Below are 17,576 nucleotides of genomic sequence, written 5' to 3' on the forward strand. Positions count from 1 at the left end.
TTGTCAAGATGCTGGATTGCCAATGAATCGAAGAATTCTGCACGTGATCCCATTTCTCTGGAGTGGTGCTGGTGGCGTCGTGACGCGCCTCTGCCTGTCACAGTCCCTCCGGGCGACTGTGGCAATTGTTACCAGCGGATATTCCAGGGGATTTTCGGACTGGCCTGCCTACCGCCGTCGGCTTTCCATGGCAGGTATTCGTCACTTCTCAATCGATCTGTTCGATCGGGATCCCGCAGTTTTCTGGCACAGTGTTGACGCGCTTACAGCTGCAGTTCGAAAGTTCAAGCCGCACATAGTTCATTGTCATGCCGGAGTCCCCGCCTGCGTGGCAGCCATCTCAAGGCACACCGCAGGCAGGAGGTTCTCTCTTCTCAGCCAGTTCCACAGCTGGGGGATTGCGCGGCCGGATTGGATGAACGCCATGGATCTCTGGGGTTTCGGGCAGTCAGATCACATGGTCTGTGCAGCACGTTCCTACAGGAAGATCCTGATCAACGGCGGCATCCGCCGGGAGCGCATCGATTACATACCGTGGGGGCTCCCCCTGGAAGAGATCCGGCAGGTGGGGAGGCGTCCCAGGGGCCGCGGCGCTCGCGGTCCGCGCCTGGGATTTGTGGGAAGAATCGAACCTCGCAAGGGTCAGGCCGATTTGATCCAGGCGTTTGCATGCTACCACCGGCGCAAGCCCGACTCTATGCTGGCACTGGTCGGTCCGGTTGGGGATGAGGGTTACGCACAGATAGTCAGATCGCTGATCCGCGATTTCGGTATTGAGGATAGCGTCCTGATGACGGGAAACGTTGCCAATGTCTTCCGACACATTCGAGGATGGGATTTATTTGTCTCGATGTCGCAGGACGAGGGACAGGGTATGGCCATACTCGAAGCAATGGCTCTGGGAGTGCCGGTTCTCGCCCGCAGTGTCCCTGGGGTCCAGGATTACCTGAGGCACGGGCACAACGGCCTGGCACTGGAGTCGGGTGCGCCTGCCGAGGCGGCGAAGATGATCGCCTGGGCCCTGGAGCATCCCGATCGGCTCGAGAGCATGGCATCGCGTGCTCAGCTTATGGTCGAGCGGAAATATCGCTGGGAGGATACGCTGCGCCGTTTTGACGCGCTCTATGACAGCTTGCGAGCGCTCGCACATCGGCACGGCCCATCCGGTGCCGGCGGCGGATGCGGCGATACTGTTGTCCAGGCGCCAGGCATGAAAAACCTGCGGATGTGCAGAAAATGGATGGACGTCGCTGCAGCAAGATCAGGCCGCATAGTCGGTGAATGACATCGGATAGGAAACCCGGGATATTGGATCAAATGGAGGATAAATGAAGGCAGCATACGATGCCCGCTGGGCGCCCCGATCATTCGAAGAAGCCGTGTTCCAAGTCATTGGCTCACAAAATATGGACGTCTTCCTCGGCATGGCCGCCGCGGAAGCGGATCCTTTCGCTGATTACGTGCGCGGAAAACACGTCTTGGAATATGGTTGCGGCGCAGGGCGGCTGACGAAAAAACTCGCGACCCTTGCGCACTCTTACACTGCTGTTGATGTCTCTCGCGAAATGATTGCCTTTGCCCGGGAATATGTATCTGATGTGCCGGGGCTGGAACTCAGAGTCTGTGACGGCGTCGGGAGCAATATCGGCGGTAAGTATGACTTCATCTTCTCCTGCCTTGTGCTGCAGCACATCTTTCCTGACGACGTCGCCAGCATCGTCCGAAACCTTTACAAGCTGCTGGCAAGAAATGGCACCATGATGCTCGATTTCCCCAAGTTTGGCTGCTCAATATACGGCGAGTTCAAGGAAAACCGCTATGGACCGGACACCTCACCATGGTGTTTTGCCAAGCCCACGGTTTGGTCGGGCGATCCGATGACCAGCACGCACGACGCGCACGGTGTCGTGGTTTATACGGAAGACGACGTCAGGGACATCGCACGACGAGCCCGAGTCAGGAAATTTGAGGTTATCGAGCTTCCACAGGACGGGTCTCATTATTATCTGCGAGGAGGCAAGTAATGCCTGGGATTTATTACTACATCTGGAACCAATACACCCTGGATGACGCCGATGAAATCAATCGCGACCTTGAGGACATCCGGGAACTTGGATTTGACTTCATCCTTGTGGACCTGCACGAGTCATTCCTGCGCGAAGGAGATGAAAGGCACAGAAGATATCGCATCGGTGTTCGCAGGCTCCTCCGCGAGAGTGGCAGACTCGGCCTGCGCGTGCTGCCAATCTGCAACTTCGGTGCCGGCTTGTTCACCAAGAAATGGTGGAATCAAAATCTGCAATCGGCGATGCGCACACAGGACGGTTCTGTCTTTATCAACCCGGATCATGGCATTCCTGTGACCAATTACGATGAGAGCTCGGCCGAGAAGCTTGTGGCGCATCAGCGGTACATCGTCGGCCTTGTGGGAGACGTTTTGTACGAGCACAGTGGGGTAGGCGTCGTCGAGGTTCTCGAGGACGCAGGATTTCACTACACAGAGCAAAACCTTACTTTTCCTGGGGACAGCATTACGGAACGCAAGACGAGACTGACGCTGTGCCTCCGCGCCATGAGGCAGGAGGCTACTGACCGAGGATACAAGACACTGGTGAAAACGTTTCGCTGTGCACAGCCCTTTCATGCTGACAGGGACAGGATGGGGATTGATTACGACGCCATCGTGCGCGAAGCCGATGGCATCGTCGATGGGATCGTCCATCATCCCGACGCCCCGGGAACCACTTGGAATGAGCAGATCCGTAATGGCTTTGAGTTGGTATCGTCTTGCGAATTGCTGTTCCCGGTGGTTCTCTGCGAACGCAGCCACTTCAGTCCCGGGGAGCAGGTTGAAGCAATACTGGAACATACCAATCCGGCAGATGTGATCTTCTATCAGTATAACGAAAGAATCAGCAGCGACGTGGGATTGCGCGAACATGAGCCCCACCGGCAGGTTGTTCGAGAATGGGTTCGCGAGTTGGCCGCTCGAAACGCGCAGGTTGCGGCGCTCGAGGTGCGCACCAGGATGGCTGAAGCCTAATAGGAAACTGGTGGCCGATTCAGATTCTGCGCTGCGTCGGCCGCAGGCCCAGCCCCATTTTGGAAGGAGTCGATCGGGCACATATGGACACAGATAAGACGGCCGGCGGCAGAAACCCACACGGAAATTGGAGCCCGAGGCTTGAAAGCAAATCATCAGGTGGTTACTGAATTTCCACTGCCGTGCGCCGGAGAGAGTACTCCCGGGGCGCTGTGCACGGTTGTGTGCGACGGAAATGCCAACCTATATTTTTCAGATGAATTCAATCATCAGATCGTTTCCCTGAACCCGGACGGAAAGCTTCGGTGGCGCATAGGCGGGAAGGGATCGCACCCCGGATGCTTCTGGTATCCGCGCGGACTTTCGCTCGGATGCATTGAGCATAAAGGCAGGGACCGCCGCTGCATTGCCGTCGGTGATTCGTGGAACCGGCGCGTGCAGTTCCTCGACCTCGAAGGAACACCCATATGTAGTTGGGAGGGAGAGGGCCGCTTCAACGAAGTCAACGACGTCCGCTACCTCCCTTGCTCTGCCAAGCCGGCAGGAAATCGCGGCAGTTGGTTGGTTCTGGATCGCGGCAACCACAGATTGTGCGTGTTCGACAGAACCGGCAGGTTGCTCTTTATCATCGGGAGAGCTATCAGTCCAAACCTTGAAAGCCGCTGGCGAATGCAGGACGTCCACCCAGTCGACGACTCCGCGTCTGCGCAGTCAATCTTTGCCCAGGGCGGTTTTGATCCGCTTTTTTATCCTGCACGCATCCTTGGAGAATGTGAAGGAGGTCTTTATATCTGGGAACCCTTTTCGCGCCGGCTCAAGCAAGTTCTACTGGGCAATCTCTTTCCCCTCCCGCTCGACCTTCCGCAGGGAGGTGAATGGATCTCCGCCGATTGTCACGGATTCGTCAGCTGGAGTGGCAGCAGCAGGCGCCTGTATCTTCACGACACGACAGGTGCGGTCTGGTGTCAAACTCGCCTCGAGGGAACACCGATCGCGTCCAATCTTCCTTCCAATGAAGTCTGGGTCCAATCGATCGGCTGTTTAATCCGCAAGCGCTGGCAGAAGAACCTGGCAACACCGCAAGCGGGGAAGCCCTTTGCGCTCTTGCAGCGGTTGCTGGAGCCGCAAACCATCGACTTGGGGGTTGAGCCCCATGTGCTTGTCCTTCACGAGTTGTCAGACCTTCTGGCTGCTGTCGAGAGCCTGAGCGATAATTTGATAATGTCACCGGCGGATGAAGCGCCGAATGCGGCTCTTCCAGATAAGCTAGAAGCCCGAATGGAGGAATTGAATCGGGATCTTCGGGCGATATCCTTTAAACTCCGCGAATTCATGCGCCCCTCTTTTGCTGAGGCCGCGATGATCGGCGCCTATGCGCTCGTCAGCGGGGAGATGCCGCCGCAGGCGCAACATGTCAGCCGCATCTGGAGAGAATTGGCCGATCGGCTTTCCAGTGAACTGGTGGAATTGCAGCAGCGACTGGATAACCTCATCATGGCGAGAACCAGTCAGCCGGAGGTGCCCCATGGGTTGGCCGATCCTCTGGCATCATGGAAGCTTGCGATTGCTCGACAAGAGGCTCATCTGATCGGGATTATGAAAGAGCTTCTGCCGTGTGCTGGTATATCGCTCACGGACCAGGTCTCTCGGCGAGGCGATCTGCATCCCTGGGCTGAAACTGAAACGTTGTCTGAGCATCCCGAAGGCTGCCTGCTAAAAGTGCCCACGCGTAGGCGTGGGGTAAAGCCCTCGACGTGTCTACAGGAGATTGACCGCATATCCCTGCCGGTCGGGAACAATTCCCGTCCGGCAAGGCCCTATGGATTGGCGGCGATGCAGGATGGCCACATCTTTGCCACCCTGTTCAATTTGAATGCCGTGGCGCACCTCGACGATGGCTGGCAGGTGGTTGAGGTACTGGATGAGGCGCCTGATAATGGCCTGCAGCTGCAGAGTCCGGTCGGCATCGCCACGGATGCGCATGACCGTCTCTGGATCATTGAACTGGCGGCGAACCGGGCCCGTATCTGGAACCCAAAGAGGCGTTCATTCGAAAGCATGCATAATAAGAGTCGCACCCCGCTTTCACTCAACGGGCCTCACGGAATCAGCCGTGCACCCGACGGTGCGATGCTGATTGCCGACACTGGCAACAATCGGATTGTACGCATTCCGGCGGAAGGTGACTGGGAAGCCACAGGCGCGCGCTCCGGCACAATGCCGGGTGAGTGGCGGCATCCGTTCGGTTTCTGCCTTGACGAAGCGTCCGGCTGTGTTTGGGTTGTCGATCATCGGAATCACAGGCTTCATAGGCTAGATGCCGGCGGTGAAGGCGCCACCATCATCGGCGGCTGCGGATTCGGGCGGGGAAAACTGCTCTGGCCTGAAAGCGCAGCTTTCTATTCCGACGGCGTCGTGGCGGTTGCCCAGGGCCGTTTCTTGCGCACCCTGAAGCTCTTTTCTCGGCAGGGAGAGGAACTAGATCAGCAGGCACTGGATTTCATGCCCGGCTGCATGCTTGTGTGCAAGGGTCTCCTGTTGGTCACAGAGTTTGACGGTAACTGCATCCGCATCTTCGAGCGGGTTCTGTAGATTCTCCTAAGTTCTGCGGAACGCTCTTCACTTGGCATCATCCCAGGGCAGTGGCCGACCAAGCTGGTCCATCCTTGATGGTGGTGACCCCTGAGGTCCTGCAGTCTAGTCGAATGATGTCGATGCCGTACTGGAAAAGATGCGTCAAGCTTAGATAAACGTCGTCTGATCGCTCCAGGAGAGCGATCACAACAGCTTCAGGCGCCATGTATCGGATTTGAGAAGAATTGATCCGCTCCCTGCCACACCACTCCTGACCGAGTTCGGCCGGATCATCACTGCAAATCCCGATGACCTTCACATTGGCCGATTCGAGGGCGTGAAACGCAATTTCGGCCAGAATGCCGGTGCCGTACAGCACTACCCGACGGAGTTCACCGTGCGCCTGGCTCATGATGAGCTCCCGCACCTGCTCTTTGGCATCCGCGAGCAGCTTGATCAGCTCGTGAAGCAGTTCTTTGCGGGTGGCCTCGGCAGCTTCCCTGCCGGCGGCGGTAACATAGTAGGAGATGGTTTTCGAGTTCTTGCGCCGATATTCGAGGAAACCCAGGTCACACAGTTCCTTCATGTAATTGTTGACCATGGCAACCGAGAGCGTGCATCGCCGGGCAAGCTCGGCCTGGGTTATGTCTGGATCCGCCGCAATTTCCTTGAGGATATGAAGCTGATTCAGTTTGGGCGCCGGAATGTAAAGACTATGGGAGGCTTTCGCTCGCATGGCTTTCATCCAATGAATGATTTGATGTTCGGGGCAATCAACGCACTCCTGCGACAACAATTACTTCATCGTCGGAAAAAGCTGGAGACTTTAGGTTTCGCTCTCACTGGCCATCGGGCTCGATCCGCAAGGTCCGATGGGATTCATTTAATAGCTGTAGGATTGGAGCACCGTCTTGTGGAAAAAGACTTGAAAACGGGGCACTCGAGGGTGACCGGCGCAGTTTTGGCTCATAAAAACGGCACGGGGGACGATAGGAAATATGCCGGATGCCGGCGCAATGAATCGACGGTCGTCTGGGAAAGTGGCATTGCGATACTGACAGAGGGTTGATAAGATTCAGCCCTTGGCGGATGGCAAGCTCGCTGATGCCAGTCCGCCAATCGGGTGAGAGGTGATGGTGGAATGAGCGACAGACATCGTGCGCAGGAACGTTGGCTGAAAGCCGAGTTGCATGCCCATTGCAGCCTGGATCCGATGGATTACAGGCTCAGTTCCTATTCGGCGGAAGAGCTAATCACAGAATCCGCACGCCTCGGCTATCAGGTCCTGGCGATTACGTGTCACAATCTGGACGTCTGGACTCCGGATCTTTCCGAGTATGCAGCCGGCCTGGGGATCACGTTGATCCCAGGCATGGAAGTCACGACGGACGCGGCGCGGCACATCCTGGTTTACAACTTCGGGACGAGCGCAGAGAATCTCAAGACCCTGCGGCAGATACGCGCGCTCTGCCGGCCGGACACGCTCGTTGTGGCCCCTCACCCTTACTTCCCGAGCAGGAAATGCCTCGGTGGCAGACTCGAGCACAATATCGAGGTCTTCGATGCGATCGAGATTTCGGGATTCCGCGCACCCGGACTCGATTTCAACCGGCGGGCTCGGAGGCTTGCCGCTGCTCACTCGAAGCCGCTCGTCGGCAACGGCGATGTGCATCAGCTCTGGCAACTGGGACACACCTTCACCTGGATCTATACCGAACCCGGCATAAGGTCCATCCTCAGCGCCGTCAAGCAGGGCAGGGTCCGGGTCGAATCGACGTCGCTGTCCTACGCGCGGGTTGCCTGGTTCTGGGCGAAAGTGCTCGGGTGTGTGATTTTCCCCTCCCGCACCGAGCGCGACGAACGTGACAGGCAATTCCTCCCGGCTCCGGCACCCAAAGGGTCCGAATCGGAATCCAGCGGATAAAAGCGAACTGCCAAAAGGGGGTGCATCTGCGCAATCCACTTGCTGTCTGAAGATTGGATTGCCCGGATACAGCCCCTTCTCTTCCACTGATGATTCCTGCGTTACGATGGCGTATCCTGTTGGATAGGCAAGAGAGTGTAAGGGAAGGTTTGACTTTCCTTCGTCCGGGAGGAGCAGATTCATGTCTATCAACCGACAGGTAATCCTCGCAGCGCGCCCCGCAGGCTATCCGAAAGAATCCGATTTCAACCTGGTGGAAAAACCGATTCCGACGCTGGATTCGGGGCAGATGCTCATCCGCATCATATATCTTTCGCTCGATCCCTACATGCGAGGGCTGATGAGCGCAAACGAATCCTATGCCCGGCCACTGCAGATCGGCGATGTCATGATAGGCGGGACGGTTGGAAAGGTTTTACAGTCCAACCACCCCGACTTCGTCAAGGGAACCATCGTGGAAGGAATGCTGGGATGGCAGGAGTACGCGGTTTCGGACGGCCAGGGACTGCGGAAAATCGATCCGAAAGTCGCGCCCATTTCCACCGCATTGGGGGTTCTCGGCATGCCGGGATTGACCGCCTATTTCGGTCTGCTTGAAGTCGCCGATCCGAAACCGGGCGAGACTGTGGTGATCTCAGGAGCTGCCGGCGCGGTCGGATCCGTGGTCGGGCAAATTGCCAAAATAAAAGGCTGCCGTGTCGTGGGGACCGCGGGATCTGACGCAAAGATCAACTATATGGTCGGCGAGCTTGGATTTGATGCCGCTTTCAATTACAGGAGCATCGAGAACTACTTTGAAGCCCTGCACGAGATCTGCCCCGAGGGAATCGACGTGTACTTCGACAACGTCGGCGGCGCCATCACCGACGCTGTTTTCAGGCTTCTCAAGGCTAAGGCGAGGGTTGTCGTGTGCGGCCAGATCTCACAGTACAATCTGGATCGGCCCGAACTTGGGCCTCGGTTGCTGTCGACTCTGCTTGCCAAACAGGCGCGTGCCGAAGGATTCCTGGTTTTCCAGTTCGCCGATCGCTATCCCGAGGCGCTAAAACAGCTGGCGGAATGGCTGCGGGCCGGCAAGCTGAAATACCGGGAGGATATCGTGGACGGCATCGAGAATGCACCCCGAGCCTTTCTCGGCATGCTGCACGGCCGCAACATGGGCAAGCAACTCGTCAAGCTCTCCGTCCCCTGAGCTGGTTGTTCCTTACTGACTGCGCTATCATAACCATTACAAGCTGCAATCCGGAACTTTTCGGGTCTCTGATACGTCTAAACGCGTGGAGTCCCGCCAATCCGGGAAAGGAGCAAGCATATGCTTGCCTGTCTGCTTCTGAGTTTGTCTCTGGCGCATCCGATTGGAGCTGCGCTTCAGACAGATCTGAATCCCCTTGATCTCAACCTTGAGATGAAGCAGTTTCTCGACAAGAAGGTGGACCGCGGGCTGCCGCCCATGGAGCGGCTTCAATCCCTGGTGTCGGCGGTGTTCCGCGACAGCGAGCTCAGCTTCACTTATGCCCCGGAAACCCGATCGGCGATCGAGACCTTTACCAACCGTAACGGCAACTGTCTCTCCTTCACCCTCCTGTTCATCTCCATGGCGCGCTATCTGAATCTGGACGCCAAGTTTCGCGAGGTCGAAATCGCTCCCATATGGACAAAAACAGGGGATTTCGTCAACCTGAGCCAGCATCTCAATGCGGCGATCTTCATCGGAGGACAGGCATACGCTATTGATGTGTTTCCAGGGGTGAACCCGATTGAGATCGGGGGGCAAGTGGTGTCTGATGAACGGGGACTGGCGCACTTCTGGAACAACAAGGGGGTGGACGAGTTGGGCAGGGGAAATCTCGAATCGGCGGAATCCTACCTGCAAAAAGCGCTTCAAGTCGATCCCACAACCGTGTGTGTGTGGATCAATCTCGGCGCCGCCAAGACTCGGGCAGGACAGCTGGGGAACGCGGAGAAATATTATCGCAAGGCATTAGCGCTTGACCCTCGCAACTCGGCCGCTATGAGCAACCTCGCCAATGTATGCGAACTGACCGGCAGAGCCAATGAGGCGGTTCGCTATCAAGCCAAAGTCAGGGAGTTCCGGGAAAAGAATCCCTATCATCATTACAACCTCGGGCTCCAGGCCTTTGAAGGAGGTCGGTACCAAGAGGCGATCGCGCATTACCGGAAGGCGCTCAAACTCAAGTCCACCGAGCACAACTTTTATTTCGCGATGGCCCGCGCTTACGCACAGCTTGGCCAGGACACAGAGGTCGTGAACAACCTGCGGCTGGCGGAGAAGTACGCTTCGGATCCCGCGAACAGGCTCCGCTACGCCCAGAAGCTCGAGCTGCTGAAAGGCATCCGCAGTGACCCCGCTTTCCCTGTGCGTTGAAATTCGGCGCTCAGGGCTGTCATGCCAGGCAGGGGTTGATGGCCCGCGGCCGAAGGCGCTGATCTTCTAGAACCTTTATTTCTGAGCTGAAACTTGCCGGGCCCGCCGCGCTGCCGCCATGCGCTTGGGTTCGGCTACCAGGCGCGAGCGCCAGAGGAGATTGTGGGGCGTGACCGTGGCCCCAACGAATTCCACTACCTCGGTCTCGTAACCCGCCGCTTCGAGGTTCCATGTGCGCTCGGCATCCACCAGCGCTTGTATGAAGCGCCGCCGCACGGGACCCTGCCGCGGGATTCCCAAGCGCACGGCCATTTCCTCGGCCCGATTCGCCGCGGCCACAGCGTTGCTGGTACAACATGGGACGAGGAGCAGCATCCGGGCTTTGGTTGCGATGGCCTGCTCGATGACGGCGTCGGCCGCCGGCCCGCAGGCGTGCAGCGCCGCCACAATCGACGGCCGCTCCGGCCAGGCTTCCACAGCCGAGAGGTCTGCCACGCGACACTCGATGGGGATCGTTGTCTCCAGACGTGCCGCTGCCCGGCGACTCAGTGCCGCCCTCCGCGGATCCCGCTCGATCGTTACCACGGTGGCAGACCGCCCCATGGGCTCCAGGAGAAGCTTGGCCGAGAGCAGCCCCAGATATGACTTGCCGGCCGCTGCGTCGATCAGCACCAGCGGTGATCGGCTCGAAAACCGGCGCACAGCGCGCCCCACTTCTGCAAGCATGGCGGCCACTTCAAGGGCTTTGCGCCGGTCTTCCTGCCGCAGGTCCGCGCCCGGAGCAGCTATATAGAGAAGATCCAGCCAGCGCCCGACCTCCGAAGCCGTTATCTCTACCATCGCTTTCCCCGGATGAGTTCGTTTACCTCTGAAGAGCCGTCGTGCCGGAGGGAGCCAGTTTTGGGGACACCCAATGTCGTGCCGCGCACGCGTCGGTCAGTAACCATCGGGTCAACGCGCCGAAAGCGCACGTTGCCATCCGCAGTTTAAAAATCTCCGGGCATGTTATGACAATCTCTTCCCCTCGAGTGAGCAAAACGCTATTATCGCCTGATCTGACACCACAATGACACAGAGATCTGCGGTCTTCGCGGTTCGTTGAGGAGCAGCTATGCAGAAAGGAACGAAGTATGCTCTAGGGTTCGGAGCAGTCCCGTTTGTTACTCTTGCCCTTGCGTTGCCTTTCATCAACCGGGCGGAACCGTTCATTCTGGGCCTTCCCTTTGTCCTGTTCTGGATCATCCTCTGGGTGGCGCTGACGCCGCTGGCACTGCTTGCCGCCTACCGGTGCGAAAAGAAATTCAACCTCCGTGAAAAGGAGGATGAAGAGTGAACCTGGCTCTGATCATCATCTTCGCGGTCATTCTCTTGTCTTCACTCGTGGGCATACGCGCCGGCAGGCGCAGGAAAATGGATCTGGAAATGTGGACCGTCGGGGGGAGGCGCTTCGGCGTCATCCTGATCTGGCTGCTGATGGCCGGCGAAATATACACGACCTTCACGTTTTTGGGAGCGAGCGGATGGGCATACGCCAAAGGCGCCCCTGCATTCTACATACTCATTTACGGCACCCTCGCCTACACCCTTTCGTTCTTTATCCTGCCGGCAATCTGGAGACTCGGCAAAAAGCACGGGCTTCACACCCAGCCCGACTTTTTTGTCTATCGTTACAACAACCGCTATCTGGGCGTTTTTGTGGCCGTCGTCGGCGTGATTTTCATCATCCCGTATCTGCAGTTGCAGCTGAAGGGGCTGGGGCTGATCGTCACGGAGGCCAGCAACAGGACCATAGGCTTCAACACCGCAATTCTGATCTCCTTTTTGCTGACCTGCGCATTTGTCTTCACCAGCGGCATTCGCGGCAGTGCGTGGGTTTCGATCATCAAAGACATCATGATGCTTCTTTCGGTCGCAGTAGTCGGCTTGGGGGCACCTTTCATTTACTTCGGCGGCATCGGCGGCATGTTTCGCGCCCTGCTTGCGCAACATCCAAACCATCTGACATTTCCCGGCGCCACCGCCAACATGGATGTGGTCTGGGTCATGTCGACGGTGCTGCTCACCGGCGCCGGTTTTTACATGTGGCCGAATATTTTTGCGACGGTATTCTCGGCAAAGAGCGCGGACACCATCAAGCGCAATGCCATTATCATGCCGCTCTATCAACTGCCGATCCTCTTGATCCTGTTCGTGGGATTTACTGCTCTGATGGTCATCCCCGGGCTGAAAGACGGCGACTTCGCCTTCCTGTCGCTCGTGAATAAAACCTACCCTTCGTGGTTTATGGGATTCGTGGGCGCCGCCGGCGCGGTAACCGCCATGGTGCCGGCTTCGATCCTCGTGCTGTTCGCATCCACGTTGATTGCCAAGAATGTCTATCAGACCGGTATTAATCCCCGGGCAAGTGAGGAATCGGTGGTCCGGTTGTCCCGCTTCATGGTGCTTGTGGTCATGGCTGCCGGTTTGGTATTTGCCATTTTGCTGCCCAACGCCCTGGTAGATTTGTTGTTGATCGGCTACAACGGCGTGTCGCAGTTCTGCCCCGGTGTCGTCTTGGGTTTATTTTGGAGAAGAATCAACGCCACTGCCGTGTTTTCCGGTATGATTGCCGGTCTGGCGCTGGTCCTGGTGCTGGTCCTCGACAAGCACGATCCCTTCTTCGGCATGAACGCCGGCTTTGTTGCTCTGGCGACCAATTTCGCGGTCACCATCCTCGTCAGCTGGCTGAATCCTGCGGCGAAGCGGTGCCCCCGTCAAATGGTCACTGAGTCTTGTCCTTAAAAACAGTTGGATACAGTTGGTGTGCGCATGCCGGGCACAGGCCATGGGTGAATTCTGTATCCGTATGATCCTCGATGTAGCGCTCGATTGCGACCCAGGAGTCCTGCCGGGCCCACTCCGCTCCCTCCAGGCGCACTTTCTTGCATTGCGCGCATATGGGAAGGAGTCCTTCCAGGCGTTTGATGCGGCGAATCGAACTCTGGAGAGCGGCAATCCCACTGATCAGCTTGCCGCCTGTGAGGGCAATCACGCCAAATCCAAGACCCAAGAAGAGGGCGTGCAATATCAGAATCTGCCTGCGCTCGGCTGCCATCACCTTTAGAAACGGAGCATAGCTGAACGACACGCTGACGCCGCCGAAAACGTTCTGTCGGGCTTGGCCGTCCGGGGTGTGACAGGAGGCACACGAGGGGCCCGTGCGGAGGGGGGCCATATACCTGAAGATACTCGTCTCCCCTTTGCCGACGACCGCAAATTCCTCTTTGTTTCCGTCTTCAAAGCGAGTCAGGGCGTGCCGCTCCCAGTCGTCGGGCTGGTTGTCGGGCCTGAGCGGCTCAAGGCCGGCTATGTGGAGGTGGATGCCCCTTTCGTGGCTGAGGAGCTCCGAGAGCAGCCGTGTCATCTGAGCGTGGTTGACCATCGTCAGCTTCATGCCATCGGCTGTCGACAGGTCACGCATCGGGTCCCGCAGATAGGGATTCGGCACGGCACTGTCGGACTGCCGGACATATATCCCCCCTTGCTTGAGGTTCCATTCCCGTACGGAATCAATCGCCTGATAGAAGGACCGCCCCATTTCTGCCGCAAGACTTCGATATTCGGAGTCGAGGCCGCGCATATCGAAATAGAATGATGTGAGGATCGAAAGCAAGAGAGCCAGGCTGAGAAACAGGAGGAACCTGCGAGCCTGGACCACCGTTGGTGTTTTGTTGCTCATCGATGCCAACAGGGGCAGATCGGCCATGGCCTCCCTGAGCCGGTTCCAGATCCAAGGCTTTCGGATCGGATCTTTTTGATCGGCAGAAGGATGCGGGAATCGGCCCGGTGGCGTCTGCAGAATGTTCATTGGAGTAGCTTTCTCGCAAAGCGGTAAAATTTCCCGCTTTTCAGAATAGTTTCCCTTCTCAGTTTCGTGGCCGAAACCGCGAAGTTCCCGTTTTATAAGTAGTTACTCTCAAGACCCGAAAATAAACTGCAACCATGTGAGGCAATTGTTGTGCCTTGCAGTCCGGCTCGATCGCAGGCGCATCAATAATACCGAGCTGGATGGGAAGCAGGAAAATGGGAGGGAGACACCCGGTTGAATCAGGTGACCGTCCACCGTGGCAAGCCGCATGAAAACTGACGGTTTCAGAGGGCATCGTCCTTGGCCAGCCCGAGAGCACGGATGCGTTTGTGCAGGCGGGTGCGCTCAATGCCGAGGGTGCGTGCGGCGGCGGAGACATTTCCACCGGCTTCCTCCAGTGCCTGGCGGATGAGGTCGCGCTCGGCCTGTGCCCTGGTTTCCTCGAGGCTGGAGGGGACGCCGGTGGCGCGGGGAAGCCGGATTTCCAATGGTATGGATTCAACCGTGATGGTATCGGACGTCGACAGAATGGCCATGCGCTCGATGACATTGCGCAGTTCCCGGACATTGCCGGGCCATCGATAGTTGCGCAGCGCGGCAATCACATCGTCCTCGATGCGTTTGGACTTGAAATTGTTGCGGCTGCAGAACTCGCCAAGAAAATACTCTGCCAACGGCCGAACATCCTCGGGACGCTCCCGGAGCGGAGGCACACGGATCGGCACCACGCTGAGGCGGTAGAACAGATCTTCCCTGAACTTTTTCTGCTCCACAAGCGCGGCCAGATCGCGGTTGGTGGCGGAGATGATGCGCACAGCGACGTGCAGCGTCTCCTCTCCGCCGACATGCTGAAGTTCCCCTTCCTGCAAGACGCGGAGCAATTTGGCCTGAGACGCTTCATGCAGATCGCTCACTTCATCCAGGAAAATCGTGCCTCCATCCGCCAGTTCAAACTTGCCGCGCCGGCTGGAAGTCGCTCCCGTGAACGCACCTTTTTCGTGTCCAAACAGCTCGCTTTCCAGCAATTCAATCGGGATAGCGGCGCAATTGACCTTGATGAACGGTCCTGAGGCGAAAGGACTCTGCCGATGCAGATGCGCCGCAATGAGTTCTTTGCCCGTGCCGGACTCTCCCTGCAGCAGCACCCGGGCGTCGGACCGCGCCACCTGGCCGGCTTGTTCCACGACGCGCTGGAAGACCGGACTGACGCCGATCATGCGCGGCGCTTCTCCCACGAGTTCCCGCAGCCGGGTGTTTTCCTGCTGCAGCGCTGCCTGCTCCAGGGCGTTTTTCAGCACCAGCAGCAGGCGATCACGGCCGAGCGGCTTCTCCAGGAAATCGAAGGCTCCGGCCCGAGTGGCGGCCACGGCATCGGCGATCGTACCGTGCCCGGAGATCATGATGACCGGAGCCTGGTTGTCCATCTGGCGCAGGACGTTCAGCAGGTCGATCCCGTTGCCGTCGGGCAGACGCACGTCGAGCAGGAACGCATCGACGCGCGACCGCGGCACCTGCCTCTGGAATTCCGCAGCCGTCCGGCAGATCAGCACCCCGTAGCCGGCCCCTTCAAGAACCAGCCGCAGCGAGGCACTGACATTCGCCTCGTCATCGACAATCATGATTTTTTTTGCAGACATGGTCCGGCTCTCTTGCTTCTTGGCGTCCACGCGTCCTGGCGGTTCATGGAGAAGATGCCCGCAATGACTCTAAGATTCATGCTTGCGCCCTGGGGAGCAGCAGGCGGAAGCCGGCACCTCTCAACCGGCCTTCGATCGCCTTCAGATCCCCTCCAGCCAGAAGGGCGTTTTTGCGCGAGATGGACAGCCCGAGCCCCATGCCGCGCTTCTTGAAGGAGATCGAAGGTTCAAAAAGCGATCCCCGCGCTTCCGCGCTCAATCCCGGTCCCGAGTCGTGCACTTCAACCAGAATTCTTCCTTCAGCGGCTCCGGTAGTGCACAGCACCTTGCCCCCCGGGCCCGCTGCCTCTGCCGCATTCTCAAGAAGATTGGTCAAGATTCCCTTGATCTGGTCGCCATCCGCCCAGGCAGCAGGGAGACCGGCGCCGGGCCTGATCTCGTAAGCCACCTCCGGATGCGCCACCGACAGAAATTGAATGCGCTCTTCCAGCAGCGCGTTGAGATCAAGTGCGGTGGGATTTGCGGGCGGCTCCGTGGCAAATTCGGAGAACGCCCGCACGCGCCGCTCCAGGCTCTCCACCTCGTCGACCACCACCTGGGCGGCCTGCTCCAGAAATCGGCGGTCGGCCGCCGGCTGTCGCGCCAGGATTTCCTCCACCGTCAACCGGATGGGCGTCAGGGAATTCTTCAACTCGTGTGCCATCTTGCGAGCCAGCATCTGCCAGCTGGCTACCTGTGTCAAGTAGACAAGGCGATCGCGGCTCTGTTGCAGATGCTCCGCAGTGTGATTGAATGCCTGGATGGCACGGCCGATTTCATCGTGCTGCCTGGAGTGGAGCCTGGTCTCAAAGTTCCCGCCGGCCAGCTGAAAGAGGCCGGCGGTCAATTCCTGAATCGGACTGCTGATGCGGTTGGCCAGGTAGACGACGCTCGCCAAGGCAAGGACCCAGACGATCGCGCTCAGCAGAATCAGAGTATAGGTGAAGCCGCGGGGCAGGTTACGCTGCCGGAGCCACTCCACTCGGGAACGTGTCTGGCGGATTTGCTCCCTCAACTCCTCCATGCGGACGGAGTTCAGGCTCCTGGAGTAGAGCCAGACCTCCGAGCCGCGGCGTTGCAGGTAGTTCAAACGATCGCCATAAGGAACCGACAGCACGAAACGCTCCGCGTCCGGGCTTTCCCAAAACTGCTGCAGAAACGGGGGCCAGCTTGCCCTGGCCGCGGCAGTGAATCGCTGCCCCTCGAGCCGGCCTGATGCCAGCTCCGCTTTGAGGTCCTCACGCGCCTGGCGGTAATACTCGCGCGCGATGACTTCCAGGGACTTGGAGAGCCTGTCCAGATCATCGGTTGCTACGTAACTGAGGCTTTGCTCCAGCAAGGCCGCATTCATCCAAAGGATGGCCGCCAACGGCACCAGGGTGGCGGCCAAAAAAATCAGGATGAGTTTGTGTCGAAGCCGGTTCAAGCTGTATCCCGTCACAAACCAAACCAAAGCTCCCACAGATTCCACGGGCCGCACGATGCAATTCTGTTCTGGATTATCCGCGTGATCTGTGACCAGGTCTTTTGTGCTCTTTGTTTCTTGTCTTTCAGATCCGATAGATGCAACGGTCCTGAGACCGCTTCCCAACGAAGCGGAGCCTCCTGCCCCTTGCGGCTGAAAACATCGATCAGGCCCGCGAGTGTCAAGGGGCGGCTTTCGCCGCCACTTTCGGCTCCATTTTCCGCGATCCGGCATTCCAACTTGATCGCGAAGGTCTTTCCCGGACCGAACGCCGGAACGGGTACTGCCAGGTTATCCAGGCACCAGGCTTCGGCCGCGGCCGCCGTTAAATGAGATGCGGAGTGAGCGGGAGCTCCTGCCTGAACGACGGAGAACTTCTCCTCCCACAGGTCATAACTCAAGATGAAACGCTCCTGCAGATGAATGGTCGATGCGCCGCCTGCAGTGAGTGTGAGCGCAAACGAATAGGTGACGGAAGCACCGTCGTGGAGCTGTGCGAGCGGTTTGCCCTCGAGGAAGTGCATTTGCGGCGCAGCTACACGCAGGTAATTGCCCAGGCGTTCCACCGTCAGGGACTGGGATTGCGCTTGTATCCAGGGGCAGGTGATCCCGGCAACACATATCAGCAGAATGTAGTATCTGTAGGATCTCATGTCACCCC

The 17,576-nt window shown here is 58.1% G+C and carries 15 protein-coding genes; 9 read left to right on the forward strand and 6 right to left on the reverse strand.

Annotated features, from left to right (window positions below; all coding sequences use genetic code 11):
• The first annotated feature begins 22 nt into the window (after nt 1–22).
• The 4 genes from LAP85_11055 to LAP85_11070 all read left to right on the forward strand — a co-directional run bounded on the left by LAP85_11055 (nt 23) and on the right by LAP85_11070 (nt 5,635).
• On the forward strand, nt 23–1,285 hold the full coding sequence (locus tag LAP85_11055; GenBank protein ID MBZ5496929.1) for a glycosyltransferase family 4 protein: 1,263 nt from the start codon (nt 23–25) through the stop codon (nt 1,283–1,285).
• 43 nt (nt 1,286–1,328) lie between these two features.
• On the forward strand, nt 1,329–2,024 hold the full coding sequence (locus LAP85_11060; GenBank protein MBZ5496930.1) for a class I SAM-dependent methyltransferase: 696 nt from the start codon (nt 1,329–1,331) through the stop codon (nt 2,022–2,024).
• Nucleotides 2,024–3,043 (forward strand): hypothetical protein, encoded by a 1,020-nt coding sequence (locus LAP85_11065; GenBank protein MBZ5496931.1) that lies wholly within the window; start codon nt 2,024–2,026, stop codon nt 3,041–3,043. Before LAP85_11060 ends, LAP85_11065 begins: the two co-directional genes overlap by 1 nt.
• A gap of 141 nt (nt 3,044–3,184) precedes the next feature.
• A complete protein-coding gene (locus LAP85_11070; protein ID MBZ5496932.1) occupies nt 3,185–5,635 on the forward strand; it encodes a hypothetical protein in 2,451 nt (816 codons plus the stop codon).
• Between the two features lie 37 nt (nt 5,636–5,672).
• Here LAP85_11070 and LAP85_11075 read toward each other — a convergent pair whose 3' ends face one another.
• Nucleotides 5,673–6,353, reverse strand: coding sequence for a winged helix-turn-helix domain-containing protein (locus tag LAP85_11075; GenBank protein ID MBZ5496933.1), 681 nt, complete (start codon nt 6,351–6,353; stop codon nt 5,673–5,675).
• A gap of 405 nt (nt 6,354–6,758) precedes the next feature.
• Here LAP85_11075 and LAP85_11080 point away from each other — a divergent pair, with 405 nt between their 5' ends.
• The 3 genes from LAP85_11080 to LAP85_11090 all read left to right on the forward strand — a co-directional run bounded on the left by LAP85_11080 (nt 6,759) and on the right by LAP85_11090 (nt 9,927).
• Entirely contained in the window at nt 6,759–7,541 is a 783-nt protein-coding gene (locus tag LAP85_11080) for a PHP domain-containing protein (GenBank protein ID MBZ5496934.1), read from the forward strand.
• Nucleotides 7,542–7,722: 181 nt separating this feature from the next.
• Nucleotides 7,723–8,733 (forward strand): NADP-dependent oxidoreductase, encoded by a 1,011-nt coding sequence (locus LAP85_11085; GenBank protein MBZ5496935.1) that lies wholly within the window; start codon nt 7,723–7,725, stop codon nt 8,731–8,733.
• 120 nt (nt 8,734–8,853) lie between these two features.
• Nucleotides 8,854–9,927, forward strand: coding sequence for a tetratricopeptide repeat protein (locus LAP85_11090; protein ID MBZ5496936.1), 1,074 nt, complete (start codon nt 8,854–8,856; stop codon nt 9,925–9,927).
• Nucleotides 9,928–10,002: 75 nt separating this feature from the next.
• Here the strand turns inward: LAP85_11090 and LAP85_11095 are convergent, their stop codons facing one another.
• A complete protein-coding gene (locus LAP85_11095; GenBank protein ID MBZ5496937.1) occupies nt 10,003–10,767 on the reverse strand; it encodes an SAM-dependent methyltransferase in 765 nt (254 codons plus the stop codon).
• 271 nt (nt 10,768–11,038) lie between these two features.
• On the opposite strand from LAP85_11095, the gene LAP85_11100 reads away from it, so the two are divergent.
• Both LAP85_11100 and LAP85_11105 read left to right on the forward strand, forming a co-directional pair.
• Nucleotides 11,039–11,260, forward strand: coding sequence for a DUF3311 domain-containing protein (locus LAP85_11100; protein ID MBZ5496938.1), 222 nt, complete (start codon nt 11,039–11,041; stop codon nt 11,258–11,260).
• Entirely contained in the window at nt 11,257–12,708 is a 1,452-nt protein-coding gene (locus tag LAP85_11105; GenBank protein ID MBZ5496939.1) for a sodium:solute symporter family protein, read from the forward strand. Before LAP85_11100 ends, LAP85_11105 begins: the two co-directional genes overlap by 4 nt.
• Here the strand turns inward: LAP85_11105 and LAP85_11110 are convergent.
• The 4 genes from LAP85_11110 to LAP85_11125 all read right to left on the reverse strand — a co-directional run bounded on the left by LAP85_11110 (nt 12,689) and on the right by LAP85_11125 (nt 17,568).
• The gene (locus tag LAP85_11110) at nt 12,689–13,672 is read right to left on the reverse strand and encodes a DUF3365 domain-containing protein (protein MBZ5496940.1); all 984 of its coding nucleotides are present in this window, start codon (nt 13,670–13,672) and stop codon (nt 12,689–12,691) included. The genes LAP85_11105 and LAP85_11110 overlap by 20 nt on opposite strands.
• 386 nt (nt 13,673–14,058) lie before the next feature.
• The gene (locus LAP85_11115) at nt 14,059–15,411 is read right to left on the reverse strand and encodes a sigma-54 dependent transcriptional regulator (protein MBZ5496941.1); all 1,353 of its coding nucleotides are present in this window, start codon (nt 15,409–15,411) and stop codon (nt 14,059–14,061) included.
• A 76-nt stretch (nt 15,412–15,487) separates the two neighbouring features.
• The gene (locus LAP85_11120; GenBank protein ID MBZ5496942.1) at nt 15,488–16,876 is read right to left on the reverse strand and encodes a HAMP domain-containing protein; all 1,389 of its coding nucleotides are present in this window, start codon (nt 16,874–16,876) and stop codon (nt 15,488–15,490) included.
• An 11-nt stretch (nt 16,877–16,887) separates the two neighbouring features.
• Nucleotides 16,888–17,568: a hypothetical protein gene (locus LAP85_11125; protein MBZ5496943.1), complete on the reverse strand. Its 681-nt coding sequence runs from the start codon at nt 17,566–17,568 to the stop codon at nt 16,888–16,890.
• Between the last annotated feature and the right edge of the window lie 8 nt (nt 17,569–17,576).

The organism is Terriglobia bacterium (assembly GCA_020072565.1).
In the GTDB taxonomy this organism is placed as follows: Bacteria; Acidobacteriota; UBA6911; order UBA6911; family UBA6911; genus JAFNAG01.

Bases quoted from the DNA above. Each gene is read 5' to 3' on its own strand.
- LAP85_11060 (MBZ5496930.1), top strand. From the start codon at position 1,329: ATGAAGGCAGCATACGATGCCCGCTGGGCGCCCCGATCATTCGAAGAA.
- LAP85_11125 (MBZ5496943.1), bottom strand. From the start codon at position 17,568: ATGAGATCCTACAGATACTACATTCTGCTGATATGTGTTGCCGGGATC.
- LAP85_11100 (MBZ5496938.1), top strand. From the start codon at position 11,039: ATGCAGAAAGGAACGAAGTATGCTCTAGGGTTCGGAGCAGTCCCGTTT.
- LAP85_11095 (MBZ5496937.1), bottom strand. From the start codon at position 10,767: ATGGTAGAGATAACGGCTTCGGAGGTCGGGCGCTGGCTGGATCTTCTC.
- LAP85_11080 (MBZ5496934.1), top strand. From the start codon at position 6,759: ATGAGCGACAGACATCGTGCGCAGGAACGTTGGCTGAAAGCCGAGTTG.
- LAP85_11090 (MBZ5496936.1), top strand. From the start codon at position 8,854: ATGCTTGCCTGTCTGCTTCTGAGTTTGTCTCTGGCGCATCCGATTGGA.
- LAP85_11065 (MBZ5496931.1), top strand. From the start codon at position 2,024: ATGCCTGGGATTTATTACTACATCTGGAACCAATACACCCTGGATGAC.
- LAP85_11115 (MBZ5496941.1), bottom strand. From the start codon at position 15,411: ATGTCTGCAAAAAAAATCATGATTGTCGATGACGAGGCGAATGTCAGT.
- LAP85_11055 (MBZ5496929.1), top strand. From the start codon at position 23: ATGAATCGAAGAATTCTGCACGTGATCCCATTTCTCTGGAGTGGTGCT.
- LAP85_11110 (MBZ5496940.1), bottom strand. From the start codon at position 13,672: ATGGCCGATCTGCCCCTGTTGGCATCGATGAGCAACAAAACACCAACG.
- LAP85_11085 (MBZ5496935.1), top strand. From the start codon at position 7,723: ATGTCTATCAACCGACAGGTAATCCTCGCAGCGCGCCCCGCAGGCTAT.
- LAP85_11075 (MBZ5496933.1), bottom strand. From the start codon at position 6,353: ATGCGAGCGAAAGCCTCCCATAGTCTTTACATTCCGGCGCCCAAACTG.